Genomic DNA, 25,917 nt, shown 5'->3' on the forward strand with positions numbered 1-25,917 from the left:
GAAGTATTGGGGAGGGCAGATGGATACGCTTGTGAACCTCGAAGCCTTCCTCGCCACTGCCGATGCCGGCGGCTTCTCCGCCGCCGCGCGCAAGCTCAACGTTGCAACATCGGTTGTCGCCAAGCGCGTCACCCAGCTCGAGGAGCGGATCGGCACTGCGCTGTTCCATCGCTCGACGCGACAGTTGCGGTTGACCGAGGCCGGGCAACAATATGTGCACCGCGCCCGCGGCGTCGTCGCCGATGTCGGCGATCTCCTGTCGCGGATGGGCGAGAAGCAGCGCGACCTCTCCGATCATTTGCGCGTCAAGGCGCCGACCTCGCTGACGGTGGCACGCCTCGCCGATGCCTTCACGATCTTCCAGCGGCAAAACCGCAGCGTAAAGCTCGAGATCGTAATGATCGATCGCCCGGTCGATCCGGTGACCGAAGGTTTCGACATCGCGATCGGCGCCTTTCCGCATTCCTTCGGCGGCGTGGTCGACGAGCCGCTGTGCCGGCTGCCGCGGCTATTGTGCGCCTCGCCGTCCTATCTCAGGAAGCACGGCACGCCCAAGCATCCGCGCGATCTGGTCGATCACCGCTGCCTCAGCTTCCTGCCGACCGGTCCGGAATGGCCGTTCGAGGGGCCGCGCGGCCGCATCAACATCCAGGTGCGCCCGATTCTCTCGTCGAACGAGGGCCGCGTGCTGACGCAAAGCGCGATCGCCGGCAACGGCATCGCGCTGCTGTCGCACTATCTGGTCGCTGACGCGCTGCGCGCGGGCACGCTGCAGCCGATCCTCACCGAGTTTCCGATTCCCGAACTGTGGGTGAAGGCCGCCGTTCCCGAACGCCGCATCGACGCCGCCGCGGTGCAGGCGCTGTTGAAGACATTGAAGAAGTCGCTGTCGCGATCGCTGTGATGCGATGGCGGCCTTGCCCCGCCGCCCGCCGACCTGAGACAAGGACGCGAAAGGATCGCCCGCTTGAAACTCCTGATATCAGCCTCGCTCGGCCTGATCTTCGTCGCGACACCAGCGGCGGCGATCGAGACCTGCCGCTTCATCGAGCCCAAGGCAGAGCGCGAGGCCTGCTACCATCGGCAGGAGCAGGAGCTCGCGGCCAAGCGCAAGCCCGAATCCAGGTCCGAGCCGGCGGCGCGATCGAACGAATCGAAGACGTTTGAATCGCTGGAGCAGATGCGCCGCGACGACGCGGAGGTCTATCGCAGCATCCGCGGCATCTGCAACGGCTGCTGAGCTGGCTTACGCCGCCCCGCTCCAGCGGCCCGCGCGCTTCTCGGCAAAGGACGCAAGTCCCTCGGCGGCCTCGGCGGTCTGCCGCTTGGCCGAATGCAGATGGACCAGACGCTTGTAGGCCGCATCGTCGACGGCCATGCCGCCGAACGAGCTTTCCATCGCCAGCTTTTTGGTCTCGGCCAGCGCATCCGGGGCATTGCCGAGCAATTGCTCCACGACCTTGGCGCCGGCGCTGTCGAGATCGGCCAAGGGCACCACCTCATGGACGAGACCGATACGGCGCGCGTCCTCGGCGCCGAACCGTTCGCCGGTCAGTGCGTAGCGCCGCACCTGGCGGACGCCGATGGCGTCGCAGAGTTGCGGGATGATGATCGCCGCCGTCAGGCCCCAGCGCACTTCGGTGATCGAGAACAGCGCGTTGTCGGCCGCGATCACGATATCGCAGGCCGAGATCACGCCGGTGCCGCCGCCGAAGCAACCGCCCTGCACCAGCGCCACGGTAGGCACCGGCAGCGTGTTGAGCCGCTGCACCGCCTCGAAGGTGGCGCGCGACGCCGCCTCGTTCTCGTCAGGTGATTTCGGCCGCACGCCGTTGATCCATTTCAGGTCGGCGCCGGCCTGGAAATGCTTGCCGTTGCCCTTGAGCACGACGACGCGGACCGGCTTGGTCGAGAGTTCGTCGATCGCGGCCAGCACGCCGGCGATCAGCGCGCCGTCATAGGCGTTGTTGACCTCGGGCCTGTTCAGCGTGACGGTCGCGACCCCGCGCGCATCGAGGCTCCACAGGACTGGGCTGGCCGACATGACGTTTCTCCCTCGTTCGGCATTGCTGTTACCCGCACTATGGCGAGAGCAAAGGCCTTGATCCATCACTTTCGGGCGGGCGCGACCGCGCCATGCGCATGACGGGTTGCGCGATGCCCTGCGCTTGTGGAAACTGACGCGGCACGTTGCAAGGACCAGTTCCACTCATGCGTATTTGTATTTTCGGCGCGGGCGCCGTCGGCAGCCATTTCGCGGTCCGGCTGGCCCGTGCCGGCCACGAGGTGTCCTGCGTGATGCGCGACCCGCATCTCGATGCGGTCAGGGCCAACGGATTGACGCTGAAGGTCGGCGACAGCAGCGTCACCGCACGGGTAAGGGCGTCGGCCGATCCTGCCGAGTTGGGGCCGCAGGACGTCGTCATCAGCACGCTGAAGGCCACCGGCGTCAGTGCGCTCGCAACCGGACTGTTGCCGCTGCTTGAGCGGGACACCGCAATCGTGTTCGCGCAGAACGGCATTCCCTGGTGGTACGGTCTCGGTCTGCCGCCGCAGCATCCCGCGATTCCCGATCTCGGCTTCCTCGATCCCGGCGGGCGTCTGCGCAATGCCGTCCCGCAAGAGGGCATCATCGGCGGCGTGATCTTCTCCTCCAACGAGGTGATCGCGCCCGGATTGGTGGCGAATCTGTCGCCGGATCGCAACCGCCTCCTGATCGGCGAATGCGACGATCTCCGGAGCGAGCGCATCACCCGGCTGCGCGCGGCGCTTAATGAGGCTGCGATCGAATCGCCTGACGTCACGGAGATTCGCGAGACGATCTGGTCGAAACTGCTCACCAACATGTCGATGTCGGTGCTCTGTCTGCTGACCGGGCTGACCGCGCGCGGCGTCCGCGACGATCCCGACATGCAGGAGGTGATCCCACGGCTGCTCGACGAGGCCAATGCGGTGGCGACGCGCTATATCCCCGGGGTCAAGCGCGTCACCCGTTCGGGACCCGCGCCCGACCACAAGCCGTCGATCCTGCAGGACTACGAGCTCGGCCGCGCCATGGAGATCGACGTGCTGGTGCGCGCGCCCGCGGCCTTTGCCCGCGCAGCAGATATTCCGACCCCGATGCTCGACCTGATGGCCGCCCTCGCGATCCAGAAGGCGCGTGACAAGGGCCTGTATCAGGGCTGACAATCCGGATCTCACGATAACAAGCAGGGGCATCGAACCATGCACGTCAAGGACAAGGTCTGTGTCGTCACCGGCGGCGCGAGCGGGATCGGCGAGGCAGTGGCGCGGGCCTATGCGGAGGCTGGCGCGCGCGGCGTCGTGGTCGCCGATCTCAAGACCTCGCGCGACCGGCTCGCCAGCGTCGCCGGCGATATCGACGGGCTCGCCGTCACCGCCGATGTCGGGCTCGAGGAAGACATCAAGGCGCTGATCGCCGCTGCCGAGGACAAATATGGCCCGGTCGACGTGTTCTTCTCCAATGCCGGGCTGTCGCGCAAGGGACAGGAAACCGCATCCGATGCCGACTGGGATGTGAGTTGGCGGGTGCATGTGATGAGCCACGTCTTCGCCGCGCGCGCGCTGGTGCCCGGCATGCTGGCACGCGGTTCCGGCTATCTGCTCAACACCGCATCCGCCGCGGGGCTCCTGGCGTCGCTGAACTCGATGCCCTACGGCGTGACCAAGAATGCCGCGGTCGCGCTCGCAGAGCATCTGGCGATCCAGTATGGTGATCGCGGCATCCGCGTCTCCGTGCTCTGCCCGCAATCGGTCCAGACCGGAATGACCACGCCCGGCCCGAGCGCGGCGCGCGTCGACGGCGTGCTGCAGCCGGGCGAAGTGGCGCGGATGGTGATCGAGGCGATGGCGGAAGAGCGCTTCCTGATCCTCTCGCATCCGCAGGTGCAGGAATACATGCAGCGCAAGGCCACCAATCGCGAGCGCTGGCTGTCCGGCATGCGCCGCCTGCGCGACCGCATCTATGGCGGTGCGGCGTTAGGCTGACGGCGGCAGCGTCTCGCAGTTGACGCTGTAGCCCGGATGGAGCGCAGCGCAATCCGGGACAGTGTCACATGCGGAACGCCGACCTCGTTACGAGTGCTTCGCCACCCACGCTGCGAACGCATCGAGCACTTCGGCCATCACCTCGCGATCATCGCGGCCGGAGCGCTTCAGGACATGGAAGGAATGGTCGGCCTCCTGCGCCAGGTGCAGCTTCGCCCGGCTGCCCAACCCCTTCACGACAGGCTCGAGCAGCTCGAGCTCGGCCAGCGCGTCGCGCGTGCCCTGCAGAAACAGCATCGGAATCTTGACCTCGGCGAGGTGCGCGGCCCGCTCGCTCGACGGCTTGCCGGCGGGGTGCAGCGGAAAGCCGAGAAACACCAGCCCGCGTACGCTTTCGAGCGGCGCCTTGGCCTGTGCCTGCGAGGTCATCCGGCCGCCAAACGACTTGCCGCCGGCGAACAGCGGCAGTTCGCCGCAATGGCGCGTCATCTCGGCCACTGCGGCGCGCACCGTGGCCTGCGCGACGGCGGGCGGATCGGGCCGCTTGCCGCCCTTCTCCATGTAGGGAAACTGATAACGCAACGTCGCGATGCCGCGCTCTGCCAGGCCTTCGGCCAGCGCGGCCATCGACGGGTGCGCCATGCCGGCACCGGCGCCATGGGCGAACACATAGGCCGCACGTGCCGCTTCCGGGCGCAGCAGCAGCGCGGACACCGTACTGACGTCCGAGACCGTGATCGTGAGCGGTTGTGCGCCAGACGCGTTCAAGACGCCATCCCGGAGAATTGTTGCCCCGGCATTTCTAGCCGCAGCCGTCGATGCGCGCAAATGCCGCCGAGGAGAGCACGCCGCAAGTGAACTGGCTCACAGCCAACCAAAATTTCCTTTGCGACATTTCCCTTGCAACATTTCCGTTGGTAGACCGAGCGGCGCCGCGATAGGATAGTGCACAGTGCAACACACGTTTAACGCGAATCTGTTTCGGCGACTTTTAATATCTCAGCAATATGACGCGCTGATACCGCGAATTGGGGGACGGGCATGCCTCGCAAGACGATCTTTTTCATCGGACTGCTGATTGTCGCCGGCGTCCTCTATTTCAAGGACGATATCGAGACGGTGGCGAGCGGCTTCCGCGTCAAGGCCGTCGACTACCAGCCGCCTGCGAAGACCGTGTGGCTGGATCAGAATGTCAGCGCCGAGCGGCTGCGCTGGTTCTATCACGCCGACCAGGGCACGCGGACGTTCCTCATTCCGAATGAATGGTTCATGGCGCTGGAGCAGCCGACGCTCTGGCCGTTGTTCACGGCAGCGCCGAAGCTCAGCGAGACCGATTATCTCGGCCGCTTCGGTTTCATTCCCGACACCGTGATCCCGGGCAAGCCGGATGCGCTGCCGATCGGGTTTGCGCCGAGCGGCCCGATGGTGGATGCCAACGGCGCGCCGTGGCGCAACCCGCACAGCAAGGCCGACATGAACGGCGTCGGGCTGACCTGCTCCGCCTGCCACACCGGAAGCCTCAGCTATCGCGGCACCGAGATTGTGATCGACGGCGGACCGGCCAACACCAATCTGTTCGAATTCCAGAAGAGCGTCGGCGTCTCGCTGCTGCTGACCAGGTTCTGGCCCGGCCGCTTCGCGCGCTTTGCCGACGAGATCCTCGGCAAGGAGGCCAGCGTCGAGGAACGCATGGCGCTGCGCGGCCAGCTCGATCTCGTGCTGCAGCAATATGCCAAGATCAATGCGCTTGAGAGCAAGGTCGCCGCCAACAGCGTCGAGGAAGGCTATGCGCGGCTCGACGCACTGAACCGGATCGGCAACCAGGTGTTTGCGATCGACCTGAACAATCCGAACAACTACGCCTCGCATTCGGCGCCGGTGCATTTCCCGCGGATCTGGAATGCGCCATGGTTCAGCTGGGTGCAGTATGACGGCTCGATCATGCAGCCGATGGTGCGCAATGCCGGCGAGGCGCTCGGCGTCAGCGCCGAACTCAATCTGCTCGATGCATCCAAGGGCCTGTTCAAATCGAGCGCGCGGATCGACACGCTGCACGAGATGGAACGGATGATCGCCGGCGAGCCGCCCAGCGAGGATAAGGGCTTTGGCGGCTTGGCATCGCCGAAATGGCCGGAGAACATCCTGGGGCAGATCAACATGGATCTCGCGAGGAAGGGTGGCGAGCTCTACAAGACGCACTGCCAGGACTGCCATGGCCCGGCGATCAACAGCAAGGCGCTGCCCGAGAGCGAGGCCTTTTCGCTGTTCAAGGACAAGAAGCGCTGGATCAAGAACGACGCCGGTCAACCGCTGCTCGACGTCGAGATGATTCCGATCAGCCATATCGGCACCGACAGCGCGCAGGCCGAAGGCCTGCAGACCCGCACCGTCGAGACGCCGGCCAATCTGAACATCAAGGACGGCAGCTTCGGGCCGGCGCTCGGCGAACTCGTCGAGAAGACCGTCGACTACTGGTACGACCAGAACAAGACCCCGCCCGAGGATCGCAAGCGCATCAACGGCTACCGGCCGAACGAGATCCAGGCGCCGCTCGCCTACAAGGTCCGGCCGCTCAACGGCATCTGGGCAACCCCGCCCTATCTGCACAACGGGTCGGTCCCGACCATCTATGCGCTGCTGTCACCGGTGAGGGAGCGTCCGCCGACCTTCTATCTCGGCAGCCGGGAATATGAGCCCAAGGATCTCGGCTATGTCTGGAAGGACAAGATCAAGGACGGCTTCATGCTCAATACCGCCAAGCGCGGCAACAGCAATTCCGGGCACGAATTCTCCGACGAGAAGGGCACCGGCGTGATCGGGCCGGGGCTGAAGGAAGACCAGCGCCGCGCCCTGATCGAGTTCATCAAGACACTGTAGCTGTCGCCGTTCGACACTCCCGCCGTCATGACCGGGCTTGGCCCGGCCAGCCGCGTCTCTTGCGCGGGCGGCATTGAAGGGGTACGCCGCGACAAGCCCGAGCACGACGAACGACGGATGCTGTGTCCTGCCTCGCGCTCCGTAACGCCTGCTCTCAACTATCCTTCAACTTGGGCACGGGCTGGCGGCGTGCCGGACGCGTCATCGCCTCGAGCTCGAGCAGCTGGTTGAGCTGATCCTCGGTCAGCAGCTTCTCCTCCAGCACGATGTCGGCGACCGAGCGGTTCTCCTTCAGCGCGCGGCGCGCCACACGCGAGCTCGCCTCGTAGCCGAGCGCCGGCGCCAGCGCCGTGATCAGGCCGATCGAGCCTTGAACCAGGCTGCGGCAACGCTCGCGGTCGGCCTCGATGCCGTCGACGCAGCGCTTGGTCAGGGTGTCGATCGCCGCCGTCAGCATACGCAGCGAGCTCAGCACGCAGTAGCCGATGGTCGGCTCGAACGCATTGAGCTGGAGCTGGCCGCCCTCGGCACACATCGTCACCGTGAGATCGTGCCCGATGACGAGGAAGGCGACCTGGTTGACCACCTCCGGGATCACCGGGTTGACCTTGCCGGGCATGATCGACGAGCCGGCCTGCACCGCAGGCAGCCGGATCTCGCCGATGCCGGTACGCGGCCCCGACGACAGCAGGCGCAGGTCGTTGCAGATCTTCGACACCTTGACCGCGACGCGCTTCAGCACGCCGGAGAACAGCACGAAGGCGCCGAGGTCCGAGGTCGCCTCGATCAGGTTCGAGGCCAGCACCATCGGCTGGCCCGACAACCGCGACAGCTCCTCGACCGCAAGCGCCGCATAGCGCGGATCGGCATTGATACCGGTACCGATCGCGGTGGCACCGAGATTGACCTCGCGGAACAGGCTGGAGATCTCGTTCAGCCGTGCGACGTCCTCCTTCACCGTGGCGTGGAAGGCGTCGAACTCCTGACCGAGCGTCATCGGCACCGCATCCTGAAGCTGGGTGCGGCCCATCTTGAGGACGTCGGCGAATTCCACCGCCTTGCCCTTGAAGGAATAGGCGAGATCGTCCAGCGCGCGCACCAGCGGCTGGGTGGCGAAGATCACCGCAAGCCGCAGCGCAGTCGGATAGGCATCGTTGGTCGACTGCGCCATGTTGACGTCGTCGTTCGGGTGCAGCGTGTGATAATCGCCGGGCTTCTTGCCCATCAGCTTGAGCGCGACGTTGGCGATCACCTCGTTGGCGTTCATGTTGGTCGAGGTGCCGGCTCCGCCCTGGATCGCGTCGACGACAAAAGACTCGGCGTAGACCTTGTCGGTCGCGACCTTGGTGCAGGCCTTGTCGATGGCATCGGCCTTTTCGGCCGCGAGATAACCGAGGCGCTTGTTGGCGCGGGCGGCGGCCTGCTTCACCAGCGCCAGCGCGCGGACGAACTCCGGAAAATGGCCGACCGGCACGCCGGTGATCGGAAAGTTCATCACCGCGCGCTTGGTGTGGATACCCCACAGCGCATTGGCCGGCACATCGTCCTCGCCGAGCAGATCGTGCTCGGTGCGGGACTGCGCCTGCTCGATCGGCACGGTGCGGACGGTTGCGATCGCAAGTTCGCTCACGCCGCCGCCGTCGCCGGAGGGTGGCGCGGCGCCTGCAGTGTTGGCGGTCTCAACCTTCGATTCGGCCATTGGTCCCTCCGGTTACCTGCTGCAAATCCTGGCGTCAGCGACACCAGCCATGATGCGCCCGACAGACATCGAAAGCCAATGCCTATCGGCAAAGTCTTGCATATTGGCGAACGGAACGTCGCGGAAAAGCGGCATCGACATGCGCGCCGCACCGGGAATCGAGGACTAGCCTTATCCGTCACGATAACAACAACTTATGGCTCCATGCCGGAGCTCGCCGGGCGACAGGCGCGATTGCTTTCTCCGCCCCGTCATCGCGTGCTAGATCAGCACCGACTGGCGCATTGGCGCTGCCGATATCGAACGAACCAAGGACCAGAACCGTGTCCAATAACAACGAAGCGATAACCATCAAATTCCGCTGCCCGGCGGAGCTCGAGGGCAAGATTCCGCCACCGGTGCCTGCATCATTGGGTCTTCCCGGGTGGCTCAAGGCGATGCCGACGCAGGCCTTCAATGCGATGAGCAATCGCGAAGAGGATACCGTCAAGCGCTGCCCGCCATTCGTCGATGCGATGACGTCAGGTTTCCTGTTGCCGCTGGTCTGCGATCTGAAGGTCGAGAATGGCGCAATGACCTGGGACAACGACCTTCCCGCCGGCGGGGCGCTCGAATTCCCGCGCTCGCCGATCGGATTCCACGACGAAAGCCAGGTGGTCGGCTCGCCGCTGTTCACGCCGGACCGCCTTCTCATCAAGTTCGTCAATCTGTGGACCATCGAGGCGCCGGCGGGCTACTCGCTGTTCTTCACACATCCGGTCAACCGGTTCGACCTGCCGTTCACCACGCTGACCGGCATGGTCGATTGCGATCTGTTCCACGACAGCTGGGTTCATTTCCCGGCACACTGGCACGATACCAATTTCAACGGCGTACTGCCCAGGGGCACGCCGGTTGCGCAATGCTTCCCGGTGAAGCGTGAAAACTGGGTCGCGCAGACCGCGGCGATGACGCCCGATGAAACAGCGCGCGCGCAGGAACTGTCCAACAAGATGGCCCGCGAGCCCGGGCTCTATCGCCGCCAGTTTCGATCGTAGACTGGACGCACGAGATTGCGTTGCGGATCGCACGCGGGCGATGACGGGTACGGAGTGGGCGAGACCCTCTCCGCGCGTCGTCCCGGCGAAAGCCGGGACCCATACGCCGCAGCAGATATGATTGATGGGACTCGTCGTTCCAACATCGCGCAACAAGCAGCATCGGTGGTCATGGGTCCCGGCCTCCGCCGGGACGACGGCGAGTTTGTGGCGCGGCCGGCAAATCCAGCCTGGATCGCCTAACTCAAGAATTCCGCAAACGCGCTGCGACGGAAGAAGAAGCGGCCATGCGATGACATGACCAGCGCGGCCGTCGTGCGGCCGATCATTTGCGGCCGGCCGCGCAACGCCAGACGCAGATTGGCTTCGCCGGCAGCACGGTCGCCCATTTCGAGAAGAGTGGCGGAGAAGCTGGTACGCGTCAGGGGATCGTCGGGGCGCTGCGCCAGCACCTGGCGGTAGAGATCCGCCGCGGCCGCGTATTCGCCATCGAGCAGCAGCACGCGCGCGAGTGCGCCCAGAACATCGGGATGTCCCGGCGCCGCAGCGCGCAGCTTCTCCAGAATCTGGCGCGCACGGCCGCGCTCATTGCGCTGGGGCAGGAGCTGCGCGAGCAGGAGCTGAAACTCGAGGCTCCCTGGTGCGAGCGCAATTGCGCTCTCAATGACGGCAACCGCCTCGTCGATACGGCCGTCCGCGTGCAATTGCCCGGCCAGCGCCTGAAATGCGGGCAGGTATGGTGGCCGCCGCGCGGTGGTTCGCCGCAGCACATCGATCGCCTCGTTGCGGCGACCGGCGCCGCCGAGCGCCGCGCCGAGCAGGGTCTCGAGGCCCGCATCCTCGACGCGGCGGGTCGCGCGCTCGAGCGGCGCGATCGCCTCCTCGTTGCGGTTCTGCATCATCAGCGCCCGCGCCAGGATCGAGGCCGCGCCGACATCGTTCCGGTTTGCCTTCAAGACCTCTGCCGCCAGCCGCTCGGCTTCGACGATCTGTCCCATCTGCAATGCGGCCACAGCGCGTTGCAGCGCCGGGGACGGATTGGGCCCGCGATTGGCGGGAGGGGGCGGAGGTTTCGGCATGCGATCCGTCGTGAGATGGCTTTCTCAGCCGTTATCACTGCTGCCAACGGAGCGTCCAGCGAAAGTCGCACCGGGACCGGGAATACTCGCACACATCAGCGTGCCGTCCAATGTTACCACCGTTCAGGAACTGCGCGCGACATCGCGGCACACGCTGCGACAGTCCAGTGCTGCGCTCCGTCGCTTGCAACTCCGCCGGTCGCGCCCCCACCAAGGCCCAGCTTAAGGCGCGACAACCTGGGGCGTGCATTGAACACAGGCAGGCGGAAAATGGCGATCCCGGGAAGACTCGAACTTCCGACCTACGGTTTAGGAAACCGTCGCTCTATCCGGCTGAGCTACGGGACCGCACCGCCCGCAGCGAAGCATGCAGGCGCAGCCCTCCCATAGCAGAGGTGCCGAATGATCGCCAGCCCGCGCCCCAACGGGCGCGCGAAGTTGTGCCTGGTTCGCCGCGTTGTGCCTTACGCCACTTGCCGCGCCGGGTTCGCGGCAGCATCCGTGGCGCCGGCCCGGCGCGCCGGCAGAAACTCGATCGCCTCATCCTTCAGCGATCCGAACCGCAGCGTCATGATATCGAGCGCATAGTTCTGGTACAACCGCCACGGCCGGCGCGAGCCCTGCTTGGGGAACCTGGCCGCGGCGCGCTGGATATAGCCCGAGGAGAAATCCACCCAGGGCAGCTCGGTCACATCAGGGTCGTTCCGCCGCGGCGTCACCTGCGCATAGCCGTGCGCCTTCATGTGATTGAGCATGCGGCAGACATATTCGCAGGTCAGGTCGCATTTCAGCGTCCAGGACGCGTTGGTGTAGCCGAACGCGGCGGCGAGGTTCGGCAAGCCGGAATACATCAGCCCCTTGTAGTTCATGGTCTTCGACAGATCGACCGGGGTGCCGTCGACCTTGATCTCGAGCCCGCCGAGCACCTGCAGATCGAGGCCCGTCGCGGTCACCACGACATCGGCGTCGAGCACCTCGCCGCTCTTGAGCTTGATGCCCCCACGCGTGAAGGTTTCGATCTGGTCGGTGACGACGGATGATCCGCCGTTGCGCAAGGATTGAAAGAGATCGCCGTTCGGCACCAGGCAGAGCCGCTGGTCCCACGGATTGTAGCGCGGTGTGAAATGCGTCGCGACGTCGTAATCGGGACCGAGCGCGTGGCGCACGCCGCCGAGGATCAGCTTCTTCACGCGCTCCGGATCGCGCTTGCAGAGCCGGTAGAAATACATCCCGAACAGCACATTCTTCCAGCGCGTGAGGCCGTAGGCGAGTTTTGCGGACAGCCGCGCCCGCAACCAGTTGGCGACCTTGTCCTCATCGGGCCGCGCCACGACATAGGTCGGCGACCGCTGGAGCATCGTGACATGGGCGGCGGTCTTGGCCATTTCCGGCACCAGCGTCACCGCGGTCGCGCCGCTGCCGATCACCACCACCTTCTTGCCGGCATAGTCGATGTCGTCGGTCCATTGCTGCGGATGGACGACGCGGCCGGCGAAATCGGCGATGCCGGGGAAGTCAGGCGTGTAGCCGTGCTCGTATTTGTAGTAGCCGCTGCACATGAACAGGAAGTTGCAGGTGAGATGCTCGATCGCCTTCTCCGGCCCGCGTTCGACCTCCACCGTCCATTGCGAGTCGGCCGACGACCAGTCGGCGCGCACGACGCGGTGGTTGAAGCGGATGTTCTTGTCGATGCCGTAGACGCGCGCGGTCTCGCGCACATAGTTCAGGATCGACGGGCCGTCGGCGATCGCCTTCGGCTCGGTCCACGGCCGGAACGAATAGCCGAGCGTGTACATGTCGGAGTCGGAGCGGATGCCAGGATAGCGGAACAGGTCCCAGGTGCCGCCAATGCAATCGCGACCTTCGAGAATGGCGTAGCTGCGGTCGGGACAGTTGGTCTGCAGATGATAGCCGGCGCCGATGCCCGACAGTCCGGCACCAACGATCAACACGTCGAAATGAGCGGACATGCTTCGACCCTCCCGCGGTAGAATTGACAATGCCTGTTGTCAGATAACTTGACATCTGACAATGGCTCATGTCAATAGGCTTCATGGCAAGCAGCGGGAAAGCCCGCCTCTATGGCGGCATGGACGCCGACGAACGCCGCAGCGAGCGGCGGCTCAAGCTGATCGACGCGGCAATCGAGGTCTATGGCGAGGTCGGCTATCGCGTCGCGACGGTGAAGGCGATCTGTGAGGCCGCCGAGCTCACCGAGCGCTATTTCTATGAGTCCTTCGCCAACAGCGAAGCCCTGCTGATCGCCGCCTATAACCATGTCGTCGGCCATCTGCACGAGGAGATGGCGGCTGCCGCAGCGGCTGCCGGCGACGATGCGGAAGCGAGGCTGCGCGCCGCGCTGACGCTGTATTTTACCCGGCTGAAGCAGCATCCGAAGCCCGCGCGGGTCTTCCTGCTGGAAATCTCCGGCATCAGCCCGGCGGTCGATGCCGTCAAGCTCGACGCCGGGCGCGTCTTCAGCGACATCCTGGTGCCGCCGATGCGCGATCCGAAACACGGCGACGGAAGCGCGGCAGCGGCGCTGCTCTCGGTCGGCATGGTCGGCGCGGTCATCTCGATCGCGCTGCGCTGGGTCTCGAGGCAATATCCGCAAGCCGTCGAGGACGTCGTCGCGATCGCCGCCGGCTTCTGCCGCGTGGCACTGACCGAGGCCGGTCACCGCTGGGATCAACGTTTGCCGTAGCGGCGGGACCGTCCGCTCGCCGATTTTCGATGATGTTTCGCTGGGGTTTTCGTGCCCGGCCTCGACCGTGGCGCTGATTTAACTTGCACGACGGGCGGTGCGGGTTGTTTTATGCACGGTACCGGGCGCAACCAGGCTTTTCCTGTTTCGCCTGCGAAACAATGAAAGTCTGCAGCAGGCGGAGCTTAAGCCTTTGGTCGACGTGCACAGGCTGGACGACGTGACCGCGCGCCTTGGCGACGTGGTTCTCGATCCCGCGACCTGGCCGTCCTTCATGGAGGGGGTCTGCGCTGCCGTCGGCGCGACCGGGGCTGCGATGCTTCAGAGCGACATCCGCACCGAAGACATTCCCCGCACCGACTCGATCACCGAGTATTTCTCCAAGAGCTACTTCCCCAACAACCTTCACCTCTCGGACATCCGTGCGGCACGCGGCGTGCCGCTGATCCTCGCCGGCACCAACGTCATCACCGACGCCGATCTGTTCGAGTCCGAAGCCGACATGTTGCGCGATCCGCTCTACGCTTCGCTCGGCGAGTTCGGATTGAAATGGTTTGCCGCCATCGGCTTCCGCTCGGGTCCGGCATTGTGGGGATTGACCATTCAGCGCTCGCCGAAGGAGGGCATGTTCGACGCCGACGAGGTCAAGGCGCTCTCGCGGGTGTCGGCGCGGCTCACCGAAGCCGCGACGCTCTCCGCCGTCGTCGGCCGCTCCGCGATCTCGGGCATCACCAGTGCGCTCGACCTGATCCAGATCGCGGCGATTGCCGTCGGCCGCTTCGGCGCCGTCATCGGCATGAACGGCCAGGCGGAGAGCTGCCTCGGCCACGACCTTACGATCCGCAACAACCGGCTCACTTTGCTCGACCGGCAGGCCAATGCCGATCTGACCAGGCTGATCGATCAGCTAGCCCGCAGCTCGGATCTGCAGCCCTTGCCGTCATCGCCGATCGTGGTGCGCAGGATCGACAAACGGCCGATCGTGATCCAGATGCAGCCGGTGCCTCCTGCCGCGCGGTCACCGTTCCTGGGCGCGCGCGCGATCCTGTTGATCCGCGATCTCGAAGGCAACGCCGCCTTCGATCAGGCGCTGCTGGCGGCGACGTTCGAGCTGACCCCGGCGCAGGCGCGCCTCGCCGCGCGGCTTGCGCGCGGCGATTCCGTCGAAACCGCCGCACAGGAAGCCGGCGTTGCCCTTGCCACCGCGCGCAATCAGCTCAAGACGATCTTCCAGAAGACCGGCACGCATCGGCAGGCGGAACTCGTGGCGTTGCTGCATCGGGTCAAGTGAACGATTCGAGACGAATTGTTGCAACTTCCGACGCGCCGTTACGGTAAGAATTCTTGAGATATTACAATTGCATGCCGCGATTATTTGATCAGGCCCCACGGCTGGTCTGCGACTTAATTGGTCAGGGAAATCGTTCGGTTCCAGGGTGACAAGCGTCACTAAAATGGCGACAATCCGGTCACTCTGTGTCGTTCGGGTTTGCTTGCAATGTCCGTGATGCCGTCACGATCATCGACGTTGGCTGTCGCCGTTTTCGTCGCCGCGGTTGCGCTGGCGCCGATGCGCGCGCACGCGCAATGGTGGCGCAGCGCCCCGAAGGATTTTGAGGATTGCGCCGACCTCGCCGAGAGGGCGAAGACCAAGCAGGACAAGACTGCGCAACTCGCCGACTGCAACGCCAAGTTTGCCGGGCGCCGCAAGCCTGGCGGCGGCTACACCTATTACGACTTCATGCAGGACCGCAGCTTCGACATCGCCGGTCCCAATCCGACGCCGGACGAGCAGAAGAAGATCGACCAGGAATATACCGGCTATCTCGAGAAAGAGCGCCGCTCCAGCATCGTCGCGGCGTTCAATGCCAAGCAGCTCGAGCGGCAGGAGAAGCAGCAGGAGCGGCCGCCGCAGATCCAGCAGGCGTCGCTGCACAGCGAGCCGGCGAAGGTCCCCGTCCCCGCCGCAAAGCCGGTCAAGCCGCGGATCGCAGCCGTGCCGATTCCCGAGCCGCGACCGCGGACACGCAGCTGCGTGAAGGGCACGTTCTCCTGCGATTGGCCGCGGCTGTCCGACGGGCTGAACGATTTGAAGAAGCTGTTCACGCCGGCATCGCCGCCGCCGACCAAGCTCGCGAAGCGCAACTAGTCGGTGATCACCATCGCCCAAAACCTGCGGTACGGCGACTTCGGATTGTCGACATAGGCGACGCCGACGCGCTTGGCGCCCGGCATCAGCAGGTTCTCGCGATGGCCCGGCGAATCCTCCCACTGCTTCAGCATCTCGGCGAAGGCGATGAAGCCGGCGCCGATATTTTCCGCGGCGCGCTGCTTCTTGAGCGGTGCAATGCGCGTGAAGAAGCTGCCGCCCGCGGAATGGCTGACCGATCCGGTCGCCGACATCGCCTGCGCCTGCTTCAGCGCCATCGCATTCAGCCTGGCGTCGAGCGTCACCGCGGGCATCCGGTTGGCGCGCCGGTAGGCACTGATCGAACCGGCATAGTCGGCGGCGTCAGTGGCGGTAGCGATGCCGAGTACGAAGGTGAGTGCGAGCAACAGCAGCTTCATCCGAGGCCTTCCATGCAATGAATCAATGCGCGCGACCGCGCTTGTGATGCCGGCGCGTGACCGGTTTGCGCGCCGTTGCGGCCGATTGACTCGCTGCCGCGCGCTGCTCCTGCAGACGCGCATCATAGCCTGGCGAGGGAACCACGGTCGGTGGCGCAGCACGCAGTGGGCTGGTGGCGAGCGCAACGAGCGCGAGCAACATGATGCAAGATCGTTTCACGATGTCACCTCCTCGGTTACCCAACGCGAATCTGCTCAGCCGTCAGCCCGGGCGCGCCCTTGCCGTCGGCCTCCGCTTTCCGGATCAGCGCGGTGATGCGGCGCGACAGCGGAGCCTGGAGGCCGCGGCGATCCGCGATCTCGGTGATCACGCCCTGCAGATAATCGATCTCGGTGCGACGGCCGCGCTGCAGGTCCTCCCACATCGAGGAGCGCGCTTCGGGATCGATCTTCATGGTGCGGCCGAGCAGCATGCCGAACAGCGCATCAGGCAGCCGCAGCAGATGCGGCATCCAGCCCGACGGCAGCGGCGTCGGCGACACCGGCACGATGCCTTCGGCGCGCACCGCGGCCAGGCCCTCCACCATCTGGTCGGCGAACAATTGCCGCCAGCCGCGCTGCGCGAGCTGCTGCCGCAATGGGATGTTGGACAACGCATTGAGCGCGTTGTTGAGATTGACGATCAGCTTGCCCCACTGCACGCCATCGATATTGGCGGAGGCCTTGATCGCGAGGCTCGGCACCGAAAGCCGTGCCGCGGTGCCGGCATCATCCTGCGCGATCACGATGTCGCCCGAGGTCGAGCGATGGAAGCGGCCGTCGCCGAGCGCGACCACGTTGAACGGCACCATGCCGCCGAGCACCTTGCGGCCCGCCAAGCGATCGCGCAGCAGCGACAGATTGCCGACGCCATTCTGCAGGCTGACCACCGCGGCATCGGTGGATGCGTGACGCGCGATCAATTCGGCGATCTCGCCGGTATCGGCGCTCTTCACCGTCACCAGCACCGTCCGGGCGTCGCGCAGGATCGATGGATCGTCGGACAGAATGAGCCGATCGGCGGCTACCCTCCGCTCCGAGCCGTCGAAACTGCTGACCCGCAAGCCGTTGCCCGCAATCTCCTGGATCAGCCGCGGGCGCGCCAACAATGCGACGCGGTAGCCGGACGCAGCCAGCATGCCGCCGACGAAGCAACCGATGCTGCCGGCGCCCGCAATTCCGATCGGCCGATCCTCGTTCATCCGGCTAAACATCCGTTCATCAAGGCTCGATAGCAGACCTCGGGCCGCCTGCCTATTTTCGGCGCGCCGCCGCCGGGTGGCCCGCCTTGTAACCGTCATGGGCCGCAGCTATGTTTCCCGCACGGGGCACGGTTGCGGCAGGAGACGATCATGGGTTTACTCGACGTACTCAACGGCATGCAGAACGGCCCCCGCGGTCCGAGCGCGCCAAGCACACCATCCGACAGTTCGAGCAGCGGCGGAATGTCGCCGATGACCATGGCCATCCTGGCACTGCTCGCCTGGAAGGCGGTCAAGCATTTCACCGGCGGCCAGCCGGGCGCGACTGCCCCTCAGCCGACCCCCGCGCAGGCGCCGCAACTCCCCGGCAATGTCACCGCTGGCCTGCCCGGCGGCGCCGCTGGTGGCGGACTCGGTGACCTGCTCAAGGGCGGCCTTGGCGGCCTTCTCGCCGGCGGCGCCGCCGGCACCGTGCTCAGCGGCGGCCTCGGCGATCTGCTCAACCAGTTGCAGCAGAAGGGCCATGGCGACGCGGCGAATTCCTGGGTCAGCAACGGCCCCAACAAGCAGATCTCGCCCGGCGACCTCGCCAACGCGCTTGGCGCCGACCAGATCGACTCGCTGGCGTCGCAGAGCGGCATGTCGCGCGACCAATTGCTGCAGGGCTTGAGCCAGTACCTGCCCGACGCGATCAACCATCTGACGCCGGACGGACGGCTGCCGAGCGGCGACGAGCTGCGCGGCCGGCTCTAGCGGCAGCGTTGATTCCATCTGAGGAGGACGACAGTCATGGGCGGCATCATCTGGGTCATCATCGTCGGTTTTGTCGCGGGGATCATCGCACGGTTCCTGTCGCCAGGACCGAACAATCCAAGCGGCTTCATTCTCACCACCGTGCTCGGCATCGCCGGCGCGTTTCTTGCGACCTTCATCGGCCAGGCGATCGGCCACTATGGTCCCGAACAGGGCGCGGGCTTCATCACCGCCACGATCGGCGCGCTGGTGGTGCTGTTCATCTGGAACCGGCTGGTCGCGGCGCGCGTGATCCCGGACATCGGAAACAAGTGACGGCAAGCCGAACACTGGTTCAAAGTAAAAATGCCCGGGCTGCCCCGGGCATTTTCATTTCTGCAGCGGCACCGCGTCACTGAATGAGATGCATGCCGGCATCCATGCGGACGAATTCGCCAGTCATGTTGCTGGACGCCGGGCTCGCCAGGAAGCAGACCAGATTGGCGATATCTTCGGCGGTTGACGCGACCTTCAGCGGCACCCGCGCGACCACCGCATCACGCACCTGCTTGGCGCCCTCCTCGCCGCGGCCCTTGGTGAACCACGGCGTATCGATATAACCCGGACACACCGTGTTGACGCGGATCAGCGGCGCCAGCGCGCGCGCCAGCGACTGCGTCATGGTGTTGAGCGCGCCCTTGCTCGCGGCATAGGCAACCGACGAGCCACCGCCGGAAATGCCGGCGACCGAGGAGACGTTCACCACCGCCGACGGACGGCCCGAGGCCTTCGCCCCGGCCTCCAGAAGCGCACGCGCGGCACGGACCATCTGGAACGGGCCGATGGTGTTGACCGCGTAGATGCGTTGGAAGTCTTCCGCGGTCAGGCCATCGAGATCATGGTGCGGGACATGCTTGGTGGTGCCGGCATTGTTGACGAGCACGTCGACGCGGCCCCAGCCCTGTGCCGCGGCCGCAATCTTCTTGCAGTCCTCATCGCGCGAGACGTCGCCCTGCACCACCAGCACCTCGGCGCCCTGCTTGCGGCAAAGCTCGGCCGTCGCCTCGGCCTCCGCCTTGCTGTTGGAATAGTTGATGACGAGGCGCGCGCCCGGCGTGGCGAGGATTTGCGCGGTGGCGGCGCCGAGTCCCGATGCCGACCCCGTCACGATCGCGCACAAACCGTCCTTGGACATCTGCATTTTCCTTGTTGTCGTGAGCCAGATGAACTCCGGCGGTGGCATACCATATCGCGCGGAAATACATCTGCAAACCGCGCCGGTCCATCACAAATAGGCGTTCGGGCCCTTCTGCAGGCTGGCCCATTGCGCATCGTCATGGCCGCAGATGATCTTGACACCTGATGCCTCGAGCCTGGCGATCTCGTCGAGCGATTTCAGGAATTGATCGACATCGAGACTGTTCCGCGGCGAGACCCGCTGATCGAGATTGGCGCGTACGCTGAGCGAATCGGATGCGAGCAGGTATTCGCCGCTCTGGTCCAGCTTGACCAGCGCACCGGTCGTTCCCTTCGAATGTCCCGGCAACGGGATCAGCGTCAACCTGCCGTCGCCGAACACATCCGTCTGGCGGTCGAAGATCTCCATCTTCAGCGGATGATCCCAATCCGCCTTGATGTATCCGCGATCGAGCGCGTTGGACGCATTGGCGGCCTCGAGCTCGAGCGCGTGGACGAAGACCGTCGCCTTCCTGAAGAAGCCGTTGCAGCCGCAATGGTCAGTATGCAGATGGGAGCAGATCACCACATCGATATCGTCGGGACCGAGGCCAACGGCCTTCAGGCTGGTCAGCACATGGTCGTCCGCCGTCGTGATCGGCTGCATGAACCTGGCGAGCGTGCCGAGCCGGCCTTCCGGATCGGTCGCGACATCGGGATGGCATCCGGTGTCGAACAGCACGTTGCCCTGCGTATGCCGGAGCAGCACGCAGGACACCGGAAGCTCGATCATCTCGCCGCGCTCCGCATCCGGCAGATAGGTCCGCTTGGACATCCGCAGCCGTCCACCCGACAGCATATGCATCTTCATCGCATCACCTCTGATCTTGGTCTCGAGCTAAACACGGGTCGACGAAAACTCATATGCCCCTCGCGCCGACCGGTCTCGCCGATGGCCGCGCGTCTGAACCTGCCGCCTCATGGGCGCGGCGACCAGTTTCATCTGGCGGACTGAACCGGTCCGGCCCGCCTATCTGCTGCAGCGCGTGGCATACAAACCGACGCGCCCGAATGTTCACTCTACGGAATTCATGCGTCTGGTCGGGCTTCATGCCATCTGCGCAAGTGGCCCTGCGGGCCACGCTTGTCACGGCTATGGCTTTTCCGCATCATTGAGCGCAAGACAACACCGCAAGCTGGGCCTGCCTGATGGCCGGACCCAAGCCAATCAACACGAGGAACGCTGTGGCGGAGAGTGAAAACATCGTCGCCGAGACCGCGGAAAAGATTTTCGCCGATCTCGCGGATGCCCAGACCATCAATCATGACAAGAAGGGCGCATGGAAGGCGCCGCTGTGGCAGGCGCTGACCGACGCCGGCCTGCCGCTGTCCTGGGTGCCCGACGATCTCGGCGGTTCCGGCGCCAGCCTCGCCGAGGGATTCAGCGTGCTCAACGTCGCCGGACGGCATGCGATCGCTATTCCGCTGGCCGAAACAATGCTGGCCGGCTGGCTGCTGACGCAGGGCAAGATCGCCTCGCCGGAAGGCGAGATGACGGTCGTCCCTGCGAGCCCGAAGGATCGCGTCACGCTGAACGCCGATGGATCGCTCTCCGGCCGCGCCCGTGGCGTGCCGTTCGCAAAGGACGCTAAGCATTTTGCGGTGCTGGCAAGCGGAAACGGCGGCATCTCGATCGCGCTGGTCGATGCCGCGAAGTGCCGGATCGAATCGGGCATCGGGCTTGGCGGCGATGCCAACGACACCGTCACGCTCGCCAAGGTGCAGCCCGTCACCACCAAGCCGGCGCCTGATGGCTTTGACCAGACCACGCTGATGCTGATGGGCGGCGTCGCGCGCAGCTTGCAGATCGCGGGCGCGCTGGAAGCCATGCTCGACATCTCGGTGCGTTATTCCAACGAGCGCGTCGCCTTCGAGAAGAAGATCTCCAAATTCCAGGCCGTGCAGCACAACCTCGCGCGCCTCGCCGGCGAAAACGCCGCGGCGCTGGCCGCCGCGACCTCCGCGGCCGATACCATCGTCAACACCAAGTCGCTGAATAGCGATGCGGTGTTCCTCGAAGCCGCGGCGGCGAAGATCCGCTGCTCGGAGGCCGCCGAGAAGGGCAGCGGCATCGCCCACCAGGTGCACGGCGCGATCGGTTTCACCATCGAGCACATCCTGCACCGCTACTCGCTGCGCGCGCTGGCGTGGCGCGACGATTTCGGCTCGGAGAGCCACTGGGCGGTCGAGCTCGGCAAGCTCGTCGCCGACCGTGGCGCCGATGAATTGTGGCCGCTGGTGGCTTCGCGCTGAGATCAGGCAGAACAATCAGGACTGGACATCATGACTGCAGCCCTTCGTTTCGATCCGATCCGCCTGCCCGAGAAATGCGAGCAACTCCGCAAGGAAGTGCGCGCCTTCCTCGCCGAGGAGATCGCCGCCGGCACCTTCGATCCCCACGCGCCGAACCGCGAGGACAATGACGCGCCGGAATTCTCCCGCCGCGTCGGCGCCAAGGGCTGGCTCGGCATGACCTGGCCGAAGAAATATGGCGGCCAGGAGCGCTCTTTCCTCGAGCGCTACGTGGTGACCGAGGAGATGCGGGTGGCGAACGCGCCGACCCGCCGCTTCTTCGTCGCCGACCGCCAGAGCGGCCCGGTGCTTTTGAAATACGCGCCCGAGCACATCAAGATGGACATCCTGCCGCGGATCTGCCGCGGCGAGGTCTGCTTCGCGATCGGCATGAGCGAGCCGAACTCCGGCTCCGATTTGTTTGCGGCGAAGACCCGTGCGACCAAGACCGACGGCGGCTACCTGGTCAACGGCACCAAGATCTGGACTTCGTCGGCGCATATCGCCGACTACATGATCGCGATCTTCCGCACCTCGCCGCCGACCAAGGAAAACCGCCGCCACGGCCTGACCCAGTTCCTGGTCAAGATGAAGCAGCCGGGCATCCAGGTGAATCCGATCGGCCAGATCACCGGCCAGTTCGAATTCAACGAGGTCGTGTTCACCGATTACTTCGTGCCCGACGATCACGTGCTGGGCGAGGTCGACGGCGCCTGGAAGCAGGCGACATCAGAGCTCGCCTATGAGCGGAGCGGCCCCGAGCGCTTCCTCGAGACCTATTACGTGCTCACTGAGCTGGTGCGTGCGGTCGGCAAGAACCCGGATACCCGCAGCGCCGAAGGCATCGGCCGCCTGGTGGCGCAGGTGCACACCATGCGGCGCATGTCGGTGTCGGTCGCGGGCATGCTGCAGGCCGGAAAGGAGCCGGTGGTGGAGGCTTCCATCGTCAAGGACATCGGCACGGTGTGGGAGCAGCAGCTGCCGCATCGGGTGCGCGATCTCGCGGCCTTCGTCGAGGAGACCGCGACCAATCGCGAGACGCTGGAAAAGCAGCTCGATTTCGCCATCAAGACCGCACCCAAGCTGACGATCCAGGGCGGCACCACCGAGGTGCTGCGCGGCATCATCGCCCGCGGGCTCGGCTTGCGCTGACGACCAATGGGACCGATGATCTCACCGCAAGCTCTTGCACCTCTCCCTCCGGGAGAGGTCGGCGTGCAGCGCCGGGTGAGGGATCACGGTCCCTCGAGAGAGCTCAACCCCTCACCCGATTTGCTGGCGCAAATCGACCTCTCCCCTTGGGAGAGGTGACACCTTTTGCGCCGAGAGATTGCAGCCTTACCGGAGATAAGACACATGACCAAATACACTGATATCGGCGTCGAGATCCACGGCCATGTCGGCCTGATCGAAATCCGCAAGCCGCCGCTGAACTTCTTCGACGTCGCGCTGATCAACCAGATCGCCGACGCGCTGGAGGAATTCGACAACAATATCGAGATCCGCGCCTCGGTGCTGGCAGCCCAGGGCAAGGCGTTCTGCGCTGGCGCCAATTTCGGCGACCCGGCCCGCCAGGAGCAGGAGGAGCGCGCCAAGAGCGATCCGGCCTCGAACCTGCCGATCAATCATCTCTACGTTCAGGCGGTGCGCATCTTCCGCAACAAGAAGCCGATCGTCGCCGCGATCCATGGCGCCGCGATCGGCGGCGGCCTCGGACTTGCGGTGTCGGCCGACTTCCGCGTCGCCTGCCCGGAAGCGCGCTTCGCCGCGAACTTCACCAAGCTCGGCTTCCATCCGGGCTTCGGCCTCACCACGACGCTGCCGGAGCTGATCGGCAAGAACAATGCCGAGCTGATGTTCTACACCAGCCGCCGCGTCACCGGCGAAGAGGCCTATCGCTGGGGCCTCGCCAATGTGCTGGTGCCGCAGGACCAGGTGCGTGCGGAAGCAATGAAGCTCGCGCAGGAGATCGCCGAATGCTCGCCGCTCGGCCTGGTCTCGACCCGCGCCACCATGCGCGCCGGCCTCGCCGACCGCGTGCTCGCCGCGACCAACCACGAGTTGGAGGAGCAGACCAAGCTGCGCGCGACCGAGGACTTCAAGGAAGGCGTCAAGGCCACCGCCGAACGCCGCGTCGCGAACTTCAAGGGGCGGTAACCGCGAACGCCGCTCTCTCCACGGGTCGTCCCGGCGAAAGCCGGGACCCATACGCCGCGGCCCATAGGAAGGGCACGCGGCGTCGGCTTCTCCCACAACTCTCTTCGGTGGTTATGGGTCCCGGCCTTCGCCGGGACGACGTGGGGAGATAGCTCGCTAACTCCTCGGCACCACCAGCGCATCGACGATGGTCACGCCCTGCCCCTCCGGATGCACCAGCACCGGATTGACCTCGATCTCGGCGATCCGATCCGCATGCTGCGCCGCCAGCACTGAAATCTGTGAGATCAGTTGCGCGAGCGCTGCAACGTCCGCCTTCGGCGCGCCACGGAAGCCGTGCAACAGCGGCGCGGCCTTCAGCGTCTCCAGCATCGTGGTCGCCTCCGCCGCACTCACCGGCGCCGGGCGATAGACCACGTCCTTGAACAGTTCGGTGGTGATGCCGCCGAGCCCCACCATCACCATCGGACCGAAGGTCTTGTCCGTCATGGTGCCGACGATGATCTCGACGCCCTTCTTCGCCATCGGCCCGACCAGCACGCCCTGGATCGCCGCGTCCGGCCGCGCCTTCTGCACGCTCTCCAGCATGTCGCGATAGGCGGTGAACGCCGCGCCCTTGGCGGCGATATTGACGCGGACACCGCCGACCTCGCTCTTGTGCGCGATGTCAGGCGACTGGATCTTCATGACCAGCGGAAATCCGGCGCGCTCGATCGCCGCGTCGAGCCCGTCGCGATCGGTCACCAGCACCTCGTCCGGCAACGCGATGCCGGCCGCGCGCAACAGCGACTTGCTGTCATGTTCGGAGAGCGTCTCGGCCTTCAGATACGCGGAGAGATCGTGCGCCGGTGACTTGGCCACCATTTCCGGCGCAGGCTTGAAGCCCGCATAGTCCGCCAGCCGCCGCATCGCGACACCGACATGGGTCAGTCCCGAGAGCACCACCACGCCGGACTTCGCCAGCTCCTGCCGCGCGAATGGCGACGGCAGCGTGTAGGAATAGAACACCACCGGCTTGCGCTGCGCCGAGATGAGCGGCTTCAGCTCGGCCTCCTTGAACGGCATCCGCGTCTCGCTCGACAGCGACAGCACGACCAGCGTCGCGTCCACTTCATCGGACGCATCGAACAGCTCGATGCTCTTCTGCAGGCCGCCGGAGGAGACGCCTTGCGCGGTGACGTCGACGGGATTGCCGGCCGCGCCATAGGACGGCATCCATTGCTTGATCTGGCTCTGGATTCCGGCCGAGAGCTCCGGGACACGCAAGCCCTGCATCGAGACGGTGTCGGCGCCCCAGATACCGGCGCCACCCGACACCGTCAGCACCGCGACGCGATCGCCCTTCGGCAACGGATTGGTGGTCAACACGGCAGCAATCGTAACCGCCTCGTCGAGATCGTTAGAGACGATGAAGCCGTATTTCGCGAACACGGCGTCATAGGCCGCCGACCAGCCCGCCATGCTCGCGGTGTGCGAGGCCGCCGCGCGTTCGCCGGCGCCGGAGCGGCCGACCTTGGTGACGATGACCGGCTTCCTGAGCTCCGCCGCGCGCTTCGCCGCCGCCAGGAACTTGTCGACGTCGCGGATACCCTCGATGAACAGCAGGATCACGTCGGTCGAGGCATCGTGCACCATGTAGTCGAGGAATTCGCCGGCGCCGAGATCGCTCTCATTGCCGGCACTGACCACATAGCTCAGCGCGACGCCGAGCGCCTTGGCGCGGTGATAAATCGCAAAGCCGATGCCGCCGCTCTGCGCGACGATGCCGATCCGCCGCTGGCTCGCGACCAATACCGGCGCATCCGGCTTGACGTCGACCGTCGGGCTGAAGGTCGCGGCGACCTTCTGCACCTGGCTGTAAAAACCTTCCGCGTTCGGACCGGAGATCCGCATGCCCGTCCGCTTCGCCAACGCCACGATCGCGTCCTGCATGTCGGCGCTGTCGCCGCCCTCCTCCGCAAAGCCTGAGGAGATGATGACCGCGTTCTTGACGCCGGCGACCGCGCACTGCTCCAGCGCCGGCAGCACTGCGCGGGCAGGAATGACGATGACGGCGAGATCGACCGGCGCGCCGACCTCGGCGATCGACTTGAAGCATTTCAAGCCGTCGATCTCGTCATAGTTCGGATTGATCGGATAGAGCGCGCCCGGATAGCCGTTCTTGCGCAACATCGCGAGCAGCCGGCCGGGAATCTTCTCGTGATCGCGCGACGCGCCGATCAGTGCGATGCTCTTTGGGGCAAAGAAGGTATCGAGCGGATGCGGCATGGGGGCGCTGTCCAATTAT

Annotated in this window: 24 protein-coding genes and 1 tRNA gene; 14 read left to right on the forward strand and 11 right to left on the reverse strand. The window is 65.4% G+C overall.

The genetic code is table 11. The features are described from left to right. The first annotated feature begins 19 nt into the window (after nucleotides 1-19). Nucleotides 20-904 (forward strand): LysR family transcriptional regulator, encoded by an 885-nt coding sequence (locus ACTUWL_RS13545; RefSeq protein WP_021080217.1) that lies wholly within the window; start codon nucleotides 20-22, stop codon nucleotides 902-904. Between the two features lie 63 nt (nucleotides 905-967). Continuing rightward, nucleotides 968-1,240 carry a hypothetical protein gene (locus tag ACTUWL_RS13550; protein ID WP_021080216.1) on the forward strand — a complete coding sequence of 91 codons (273 nt, stop codon included), beginning with the start codon at nucleotides 968-970 and terminating at the stop codon, nucleotides 1,238-1,240. A 6-nt stretch (nucleotides 1,241-1,246) separates the two neighbouring features. On the opposite strand, the gene ACTUWL_RS13555 is transcribed toward ACTUWL_RS13550, so the two are convergent. Beyond that, a complete protein-coding gene (locus ACTUWL_RS13555; protein WP_021080215.1) occupies nucleotides 1,247-2,044 on the reverse strand; it encodes an enoyl-CoA hydratase-related protein in 798 nt (265 codons plus the stop codon). A gap of 167 nt (nucleotides 2,045-2,211) precedes the next feature. On the opposite strand from ACTUWL_RS13555, the gene ACTUWL_RS13560 reads away from it, so the two are divergent. Next, nucleotides 2,212-3,186 carry a 2-dehydropantoate 2-reductase gene (locus tag ACTUWL_RS13560; RefSeq protein WP_021080214.1) on the forward strand — a complete coding sequence of 325 codons (975 nt, stop codon included), beginning with the start codon at nucleotides 2,212-2,214 and terminating at the stop codon, nucleotides 3,184-3,186. A gap of 39 nt (nucleotides 3,187-3,225) precedes the next feature. Next, nucleotides 3,226-4,008, forward strand: a complete 783-nt coding sequence (locus ACTUWL_RS13565) for an SDR family oxidoreductase (RefSeq protein WP_021080213.1) — start codon at nucleotides 3,226-3,228, stop codon at nucleotides 4,006-4,008. Nucleotides 4,009-4,095: 87 nt separating this feature from the next. On the opposite strand, the gene ACTUWL_RS13570 is transcribed toward ACTUWL_RS13565, so the two are convergent. Further along, entirely contained in the window at nucleotides 4,096-4,776 is a 681-nt protein-coding gene (locus tag ACTUWL_RS13570; RefSeq protein ID WP_021080212.1) for an alpha/beta hydrolase family protein, read from the reverse strand. A gap of 273 nt (nucleotides 4,777-5,049) precedes the next feature. Between ACTUWL_RS13570 and ACTUWL_RS13575 the strand changes: the two genes are divergently transcribed. After that, the gene (locus ACTUWL_RS13575) at nucleotides 5,050-6,885 is read left to right on the forward strand and encodes a di-heme-cytochrome C peroxidase (RefSeq protein ID WP_021080211.1); all 1,836 of its coding nucleotides are present in this window, start codon (nucleotides 5,050-5,052) and stop codon (nucleotides 6,883-6,885) included. A 154-nt stretch (nucleotides 6,886-7,039) separates the two neighbouring features. On the opposite strand, the gene ACTUWL_RS13580 is transcribed toward ACTUWL_RS13575, so the two are convergent. Continuing rightward, nucleotides 7,040-8,584, reverse strand: a complete 1,545-nt coding sequence (locus ACTUWL_RS13580) for an aspartate ammonia-lyase (RefSeq protein WP_021080210.1) — start codon at nucleotides 8,582-8,584, stop codon at nucleotides 7,040-7,042. Nucleotides 8,585-8,907: 323 nt separating this feature from the next. Between ACTUWL_RS13580 and ACTUWL_RS13585 the strand changes: the two genes are divergently transcribed. Further along, on the forward strand, nucleotides 8,908-9,621 hold the full coding sequence (locus ACTUWL_RS13585; RefSeq protein ID WP_021080209.1) for a hypothetical protein: 714 nt from the start codon (nucleotides 8,908-8,910) through the stop codon (nucleotides 9,619-9,621). Between the two features lie 239 nt (nucleotides 9,622-9,860). On the opposite strand, the gene ACTUWL_RS13590 is transcribed toward ACTUWL_RS13585, so the two are convergent. The 3 genes from ACTUWL_RS13590 to ACTUWL_RS13600 form a co-directional block, all read right to left on the reverse strand. Continuing rightward, nucleotides 9,861-10,700, reverse strand: a complete 840-nt coding sequence (locus ACTUWL_RS13590) for a tetratricopeptide repeat protein (RefSeq protein WP_021080208.1) — start codon at nucleotides 10,698-10,700, stop codon at nucleotides 9,861-9,863. A 271-nt stretch (nucleotides 10,701-10,971) separates the two neighbouring features. Then, a tRNA-Arg gene (locus ACTUWL_RS13595) sits at nucleotides 10,972-11,048 on the reverse strand. Between the two features lie 116 nt (nucleotides 11,049-11,164). Next, complete coding sequence (locus tag ACTUWL_RS13600) at nucleotides 11,165-12,670, reverse strand: flavin-containing monooxygenase (RefSeq protein ID WP_021080207.1); 1,506 nt, start codon at nucleotides 12,668-12,670, stop codon at nucleotides 11,165-11,167. An 83-nt stretch (nucleotides 12,671-12,753) separates the two neighbouring features. On the opposite strand from ACTUWL_RS13600, the gene ACTUWL_RS13605 reads away from it, so the two are divergent. The 3 genes from ACTUWL_RS13605 (at nucleotide 12,754) to ACTUWL_RS13615 (ending at nucleotide 15,553) form a co-directional block, all read left to right on the forward strand. Next, entirely contained in the window at nucleotides 12,754-13,404 is a 651-nt protein-coding gene (locus ACTUWL_RS13605; protein ID WP_021080206.1) for a TetR/AcrR family transcriptional regulator, read from the forward strand. A 220-nt stretch (nucleotides 13,405-13,624) separates the two neighbouring features. Then, the gene (locus tag ACTUWL_RS13610) at nucleotides 13,625-14,695 is read left to right on the forward strand and encodes a helix-turn-helix transcriptional regulator (RefSeq protein WP_146160382.1); all 1,071 of its coding nucleotides are present in this window, start codon (nucleotides 13,625-13,627) and stop codon (nucleotides 14,693-14,695) included. A 216-nt stretch (nucleotides 14,696-14,911) separates the two neighbouring features. Continuing rightward, complete coding sequence (locus tag ACTUWL_RS13615; protein ID WP_106940354.1) at nucleotides 14,912-15,553, forward strand: hypothetical protein; 642 nt, start codon at nucleotides 14,912-14,914, stop codon at nucleotides 15,551-15,553. Here the strand turns inward: ACTUWL_RS13615 and ACTUWL_RS13620 are convergent. Beyond that, complete coding sequence (locus ACTUWL_RS13620; RefSeq protein ID WP_021080203.1) at nucleotides 15,550-15,972, reverse strand: CAP domain-containing protein; 423 nt, start codon at nucleotides 15,970-15,972, stop codon at nucleotides 15,550-15,552. The two genes, ACTUWL_RS13615 and ACTUWL_RS13620, sit on opposite strands and share 4 nt — an antisense overlap. Nucleotides 15,973-16,208: 236 nt before the next feature. Continuing rightward, nucleotides 16,209-17,213, reverse strand: coding sequence for a 2-dehydropantoate 2-reductase (locus ACTUWL_RS13625; protein ID WP_021080202.1), 1,005 nt, complete (start codon nucleotides 17,211-17,213; stop codon nucleotides 16,209-16,211). A gap of 150 nt (nucleotides 17,214-17,363) precedes the next feature. On the opposite strand from ACTUWL_RS13625, the gene ACTUWL_RS13630 reads away from it, so the two are divergent. Both ACTUWL_RS13630 and ACTUWL_RS13635 read left to right on the forward strand, forming a co-directional pair. Next, nucleotides 17,364-17,966, forward strand: coding sequence for a YidB family protein (locus ACTUWL_RS13630; RefSeq protein WP_021080201.1), 603 nt, complete (start codon nucleotides 17,364-17,366; stop codon nucleotides 17,964-17,966). 36 nt (nucleotides 17,967-18,002) lie between these two features. Continuing rightward, the gene (locus ACTUWL_RS13635; RefSeq protein ID WP_021080200.1) at nucleotides 18,003-18,281 is read left to right on the forward strand and encodes a GlsB/YeaQ/YmgE family stress response membrane protein; all 279 of its coding nucleotides are present in this window, start codon (nucleotides 18,003-18,005) and stop codon (nucleotides 18,279-18,281) included. Nucleotides 18,282-18,357: 76 nt separating this feature from the next. Here the strand turns inward: ACTUWL_RS13635 and ACTUWL_RS13640 are convergent, their stop codons facing one another. Both ACTUWL_RS13640 and ACTUWL_RS13645 read right to left on the reverse strand, forming a co-directional pair. Continuing rightward, on the reverse strand, nucleotides 18,358-19,140 hold the full coding sequence (locus ACTUWL_RS13640; protein ID WP_021080199.1) for an SDR family NAD(P)-dependent oxidoreductase: 783 nt from the start codon (nucleotides 19,138-19,140) through the stop codon (nucleotides 18,358-18,360). 90 nt (nucleotides 19,141-19,230) lie between these two features. Next, on the reverse strand, nucleotides 19,231-19,992 hold the full coding sequence (locus ACTUWL_RS13645; RefSeq protein WP_021080198.1) for an N-acyl homoserine lactonase family protein: 762 nt from the start codon (nucleotides 19,990-19,992) through the stop codon (nucleotides 19,231-19,233). 374 nt (nucleotides 19,993-20,366) lie between these two features. On the opposite strand from ACTUWL_RS13645, the gene ACTUWL_RS13650 reads away from it, so the two are divergent. The 3 genes from ACTUWL_RS13650 (at nucleotide 20,367) to ACTUWL_RS13660 (ending at nucleotide 23,630) form a co-directional block, all read left to right on the forward strand. Beyond that, on the forward strand, nucleotides 20,367-21,434 hold the full coding sequence (locus tag ACTUWL_RS13650) for an acyl-CoA dehydrogenase family protein (protein WP_021080197.1): 1,068 nt from the start codon (nucleotides 20,367-20,369) through the stop codon (nucleotides 21,432-21,434). Between the two features lie 30 nt (nucleotides 21,435-21,464). Further along, nucleotides 21,465-22,625: an acyl-CoA dehydrogenase family protein gene (locus tag ACTUWL_RS13655; protein ID WP_021080196.1), complete on the forward strand. Its 1,161-nt coding sequence runs from the start codon at nucleotides 21,465-21,467 to the stop codon at nucleotides 22,623-22,625. Nucleotides 22,626-22,829: 204 nt separating this feature from the next. Next, nucleotides 22,830-23,630, forward strand: a complete 801-nt coding sequence (locus tag ACTUWL_RS13660) for an enoyl-CoA hydratase/isomerase family protein (RefSeq protein WP_021080195.1) — start codon at nucleotides 22,830-22,832, stop codon at nucleotides 23,628-23,630. A gap of 156 nt (nucleotides 23,631-23,786) precedes the next feature. Here the strand turns inward: ACTUWL_RS13660 and ACTUWL_RS13665 are convergent, their stop codons facing one another. Further along, the gene (locus tag ACTUWL_RS13665; RefSeq protein ID WP_021080194.1) at nucleotides 23,787-25,898 is read right to left on the reverse strand and encodes an acetate--CoA ligase family protein; all 2,112 of its coding nucleotides are present in this window, start codon (nucleotides 25,896-25,898) and stop codon (nucleotides 23,787-23,789) included. Nucleotides 25,899-25,917 lie beyond the last annotated feature (19 nt).

This window comes from Bradyrhizobium sp. WCU1 (assembly GCF_053474805.1).

Excerpts from the sequence above, each read along its gene's own strand:
- ACTUWL_RS13545 (WP_021080217.1), top strand. The coding sequence starts at position 20 with ATGGATACGCTTGTGAACCTCGAAGCCTTCCTCGCCACTGCCGATGCC.
- ACTUWL_RS13555 (WP_021080215.1), bottom strand. The coding sequence starts at position 2,044 with ATGTCGGCCAGCCCAGTCCTGTGGAGCCTCGATGCGCGCGGGGTCGCG.
- ACTUWL_RS13560 (WP_021080214.1), top strand. The coding sequence starts at position 2,212 with ATGCGTATTTGTATTTTCGGCGCGGGCGCCGTCGGCAGCCATTTCGCG.
- ACTUWL_RS13565 (WP_021080213.1), top strand. The coding sequence starts at position 3,226 with ATGCACGTCAAGGACAAGGTCTGTGTCGTCACCGGCGGCGCGAGCGGG.
- ACTUWL_RS13575 (WP_021080211.1), top strand. The coding sequence starts at position 5,050 with ATGCCTCGCAAGACGATCTTTTTCATCGGACTGCTGATTGTCGCCGGC.
- ACTUWL_RS13580 (WP_021080210.1), bottom strand. The coding sequence starts at position 8,584 with ATGGCCGAATCGAAGGTTGAGACCGCCAACACTGCAGGCGCCGCGCCA.
- ACTUWL_RS13590 (WP_021080208.1), bottom strand. The coding sequence starts at position 10,700 with ATGCCGAAACCTCCGCCCCCTCCCGCCAATCGCGGGCCCAATCCGTCC.
- ACTUWL_RS13600 (WP_021080207.1), bottom strand. The coding sequence starts at position 12,670 with ATGTCCGCTCATTTCGACGTGTTGATCGTTGGTGCCGGACTGTCGGGC.
- ACTUWL_RS13605 (WP_021080206.1), top strand. The coding sequence starts at position 12,754 with ATGGCAAGCAGCGGGAAAGCCCGCCTCTATGGCGGCATGGACGCCGAC.
- ACTUWL_RS13615 (WP_106940354.1), top strand. The coding sequence starts at position 14,912 with ATGCCGTCACGATCATCGACGTTGGCTGTCGCCGTTTTCGTCGCCGCG.
- ACTUWL_RS13620 (WP_021080203.1), bottom strand. The coding sequence starts at position 15,972 with ATGAAGCTGCTGTTGCTCGCACTCACCTTCGTACTCGGCATCGCTACC.
- ACTUWL_RS13625 (WP_021080202.1), bottom strand. The coding sequence starts at position 17,213 with ATGAACGAGGATCGGCCGATCGGAATTGCGGGCGCCGGCAGCATCGGT.
- ACTUWL_RS13630 (WP_021080201.1), top strand. The coding sequence starts at position 17,364 with ATGGGTTTACTCGACGTACTCAACGGCATGCAGAACGGCCCCCGCGGT.
- ACTUWL_RS13635 (WP_021080200.1), top strand. The coding sequence starts at position 18,003 with ATGGGCGGCATCATCTGGGTCATCATCGTCGGTTTTGTCGCGGGGATC.
- ACTUWL_RS13640 (WP_021080199.1), bottom strand. The coding sequence starts at position 19,140 with ATGTCCAAGGACGGTTTGTGCGCGATCGTGACGGGGTCGGCATCGGGA.
- ACTUWL_RS13645 (WP_021080198.1), bottom strand. The coding sequence starts at position 19,992 with ATGAAGATGCATATGCTGTCGGGTGGACGGCTGCGGATGTCCAAGCGG.
- ACTUWL_RS13655 (WP_021080196.1), top strand. The coding sequence starts at position 21,465 with ATGACTGCAGCCCTTCGTTTCGATCCGATCCGCCTGCCCGAGAAATGC.
- ACTUWL_RS13660 (WP_021080195.1), top strand. The coding sequence starts at position 22,830 with ATGACCAAATACACTGATATCGGCGTCGAGATCCACGGCCATGTCGGC.
- ACTUWL_RS13665 (WP_021080194.1), bottom strand. The coding sequence starts at position 25,898 with ATGCCGCATCCGCTCGATACCTTCTTTGCCCCAAAGAGCATCGCACTG.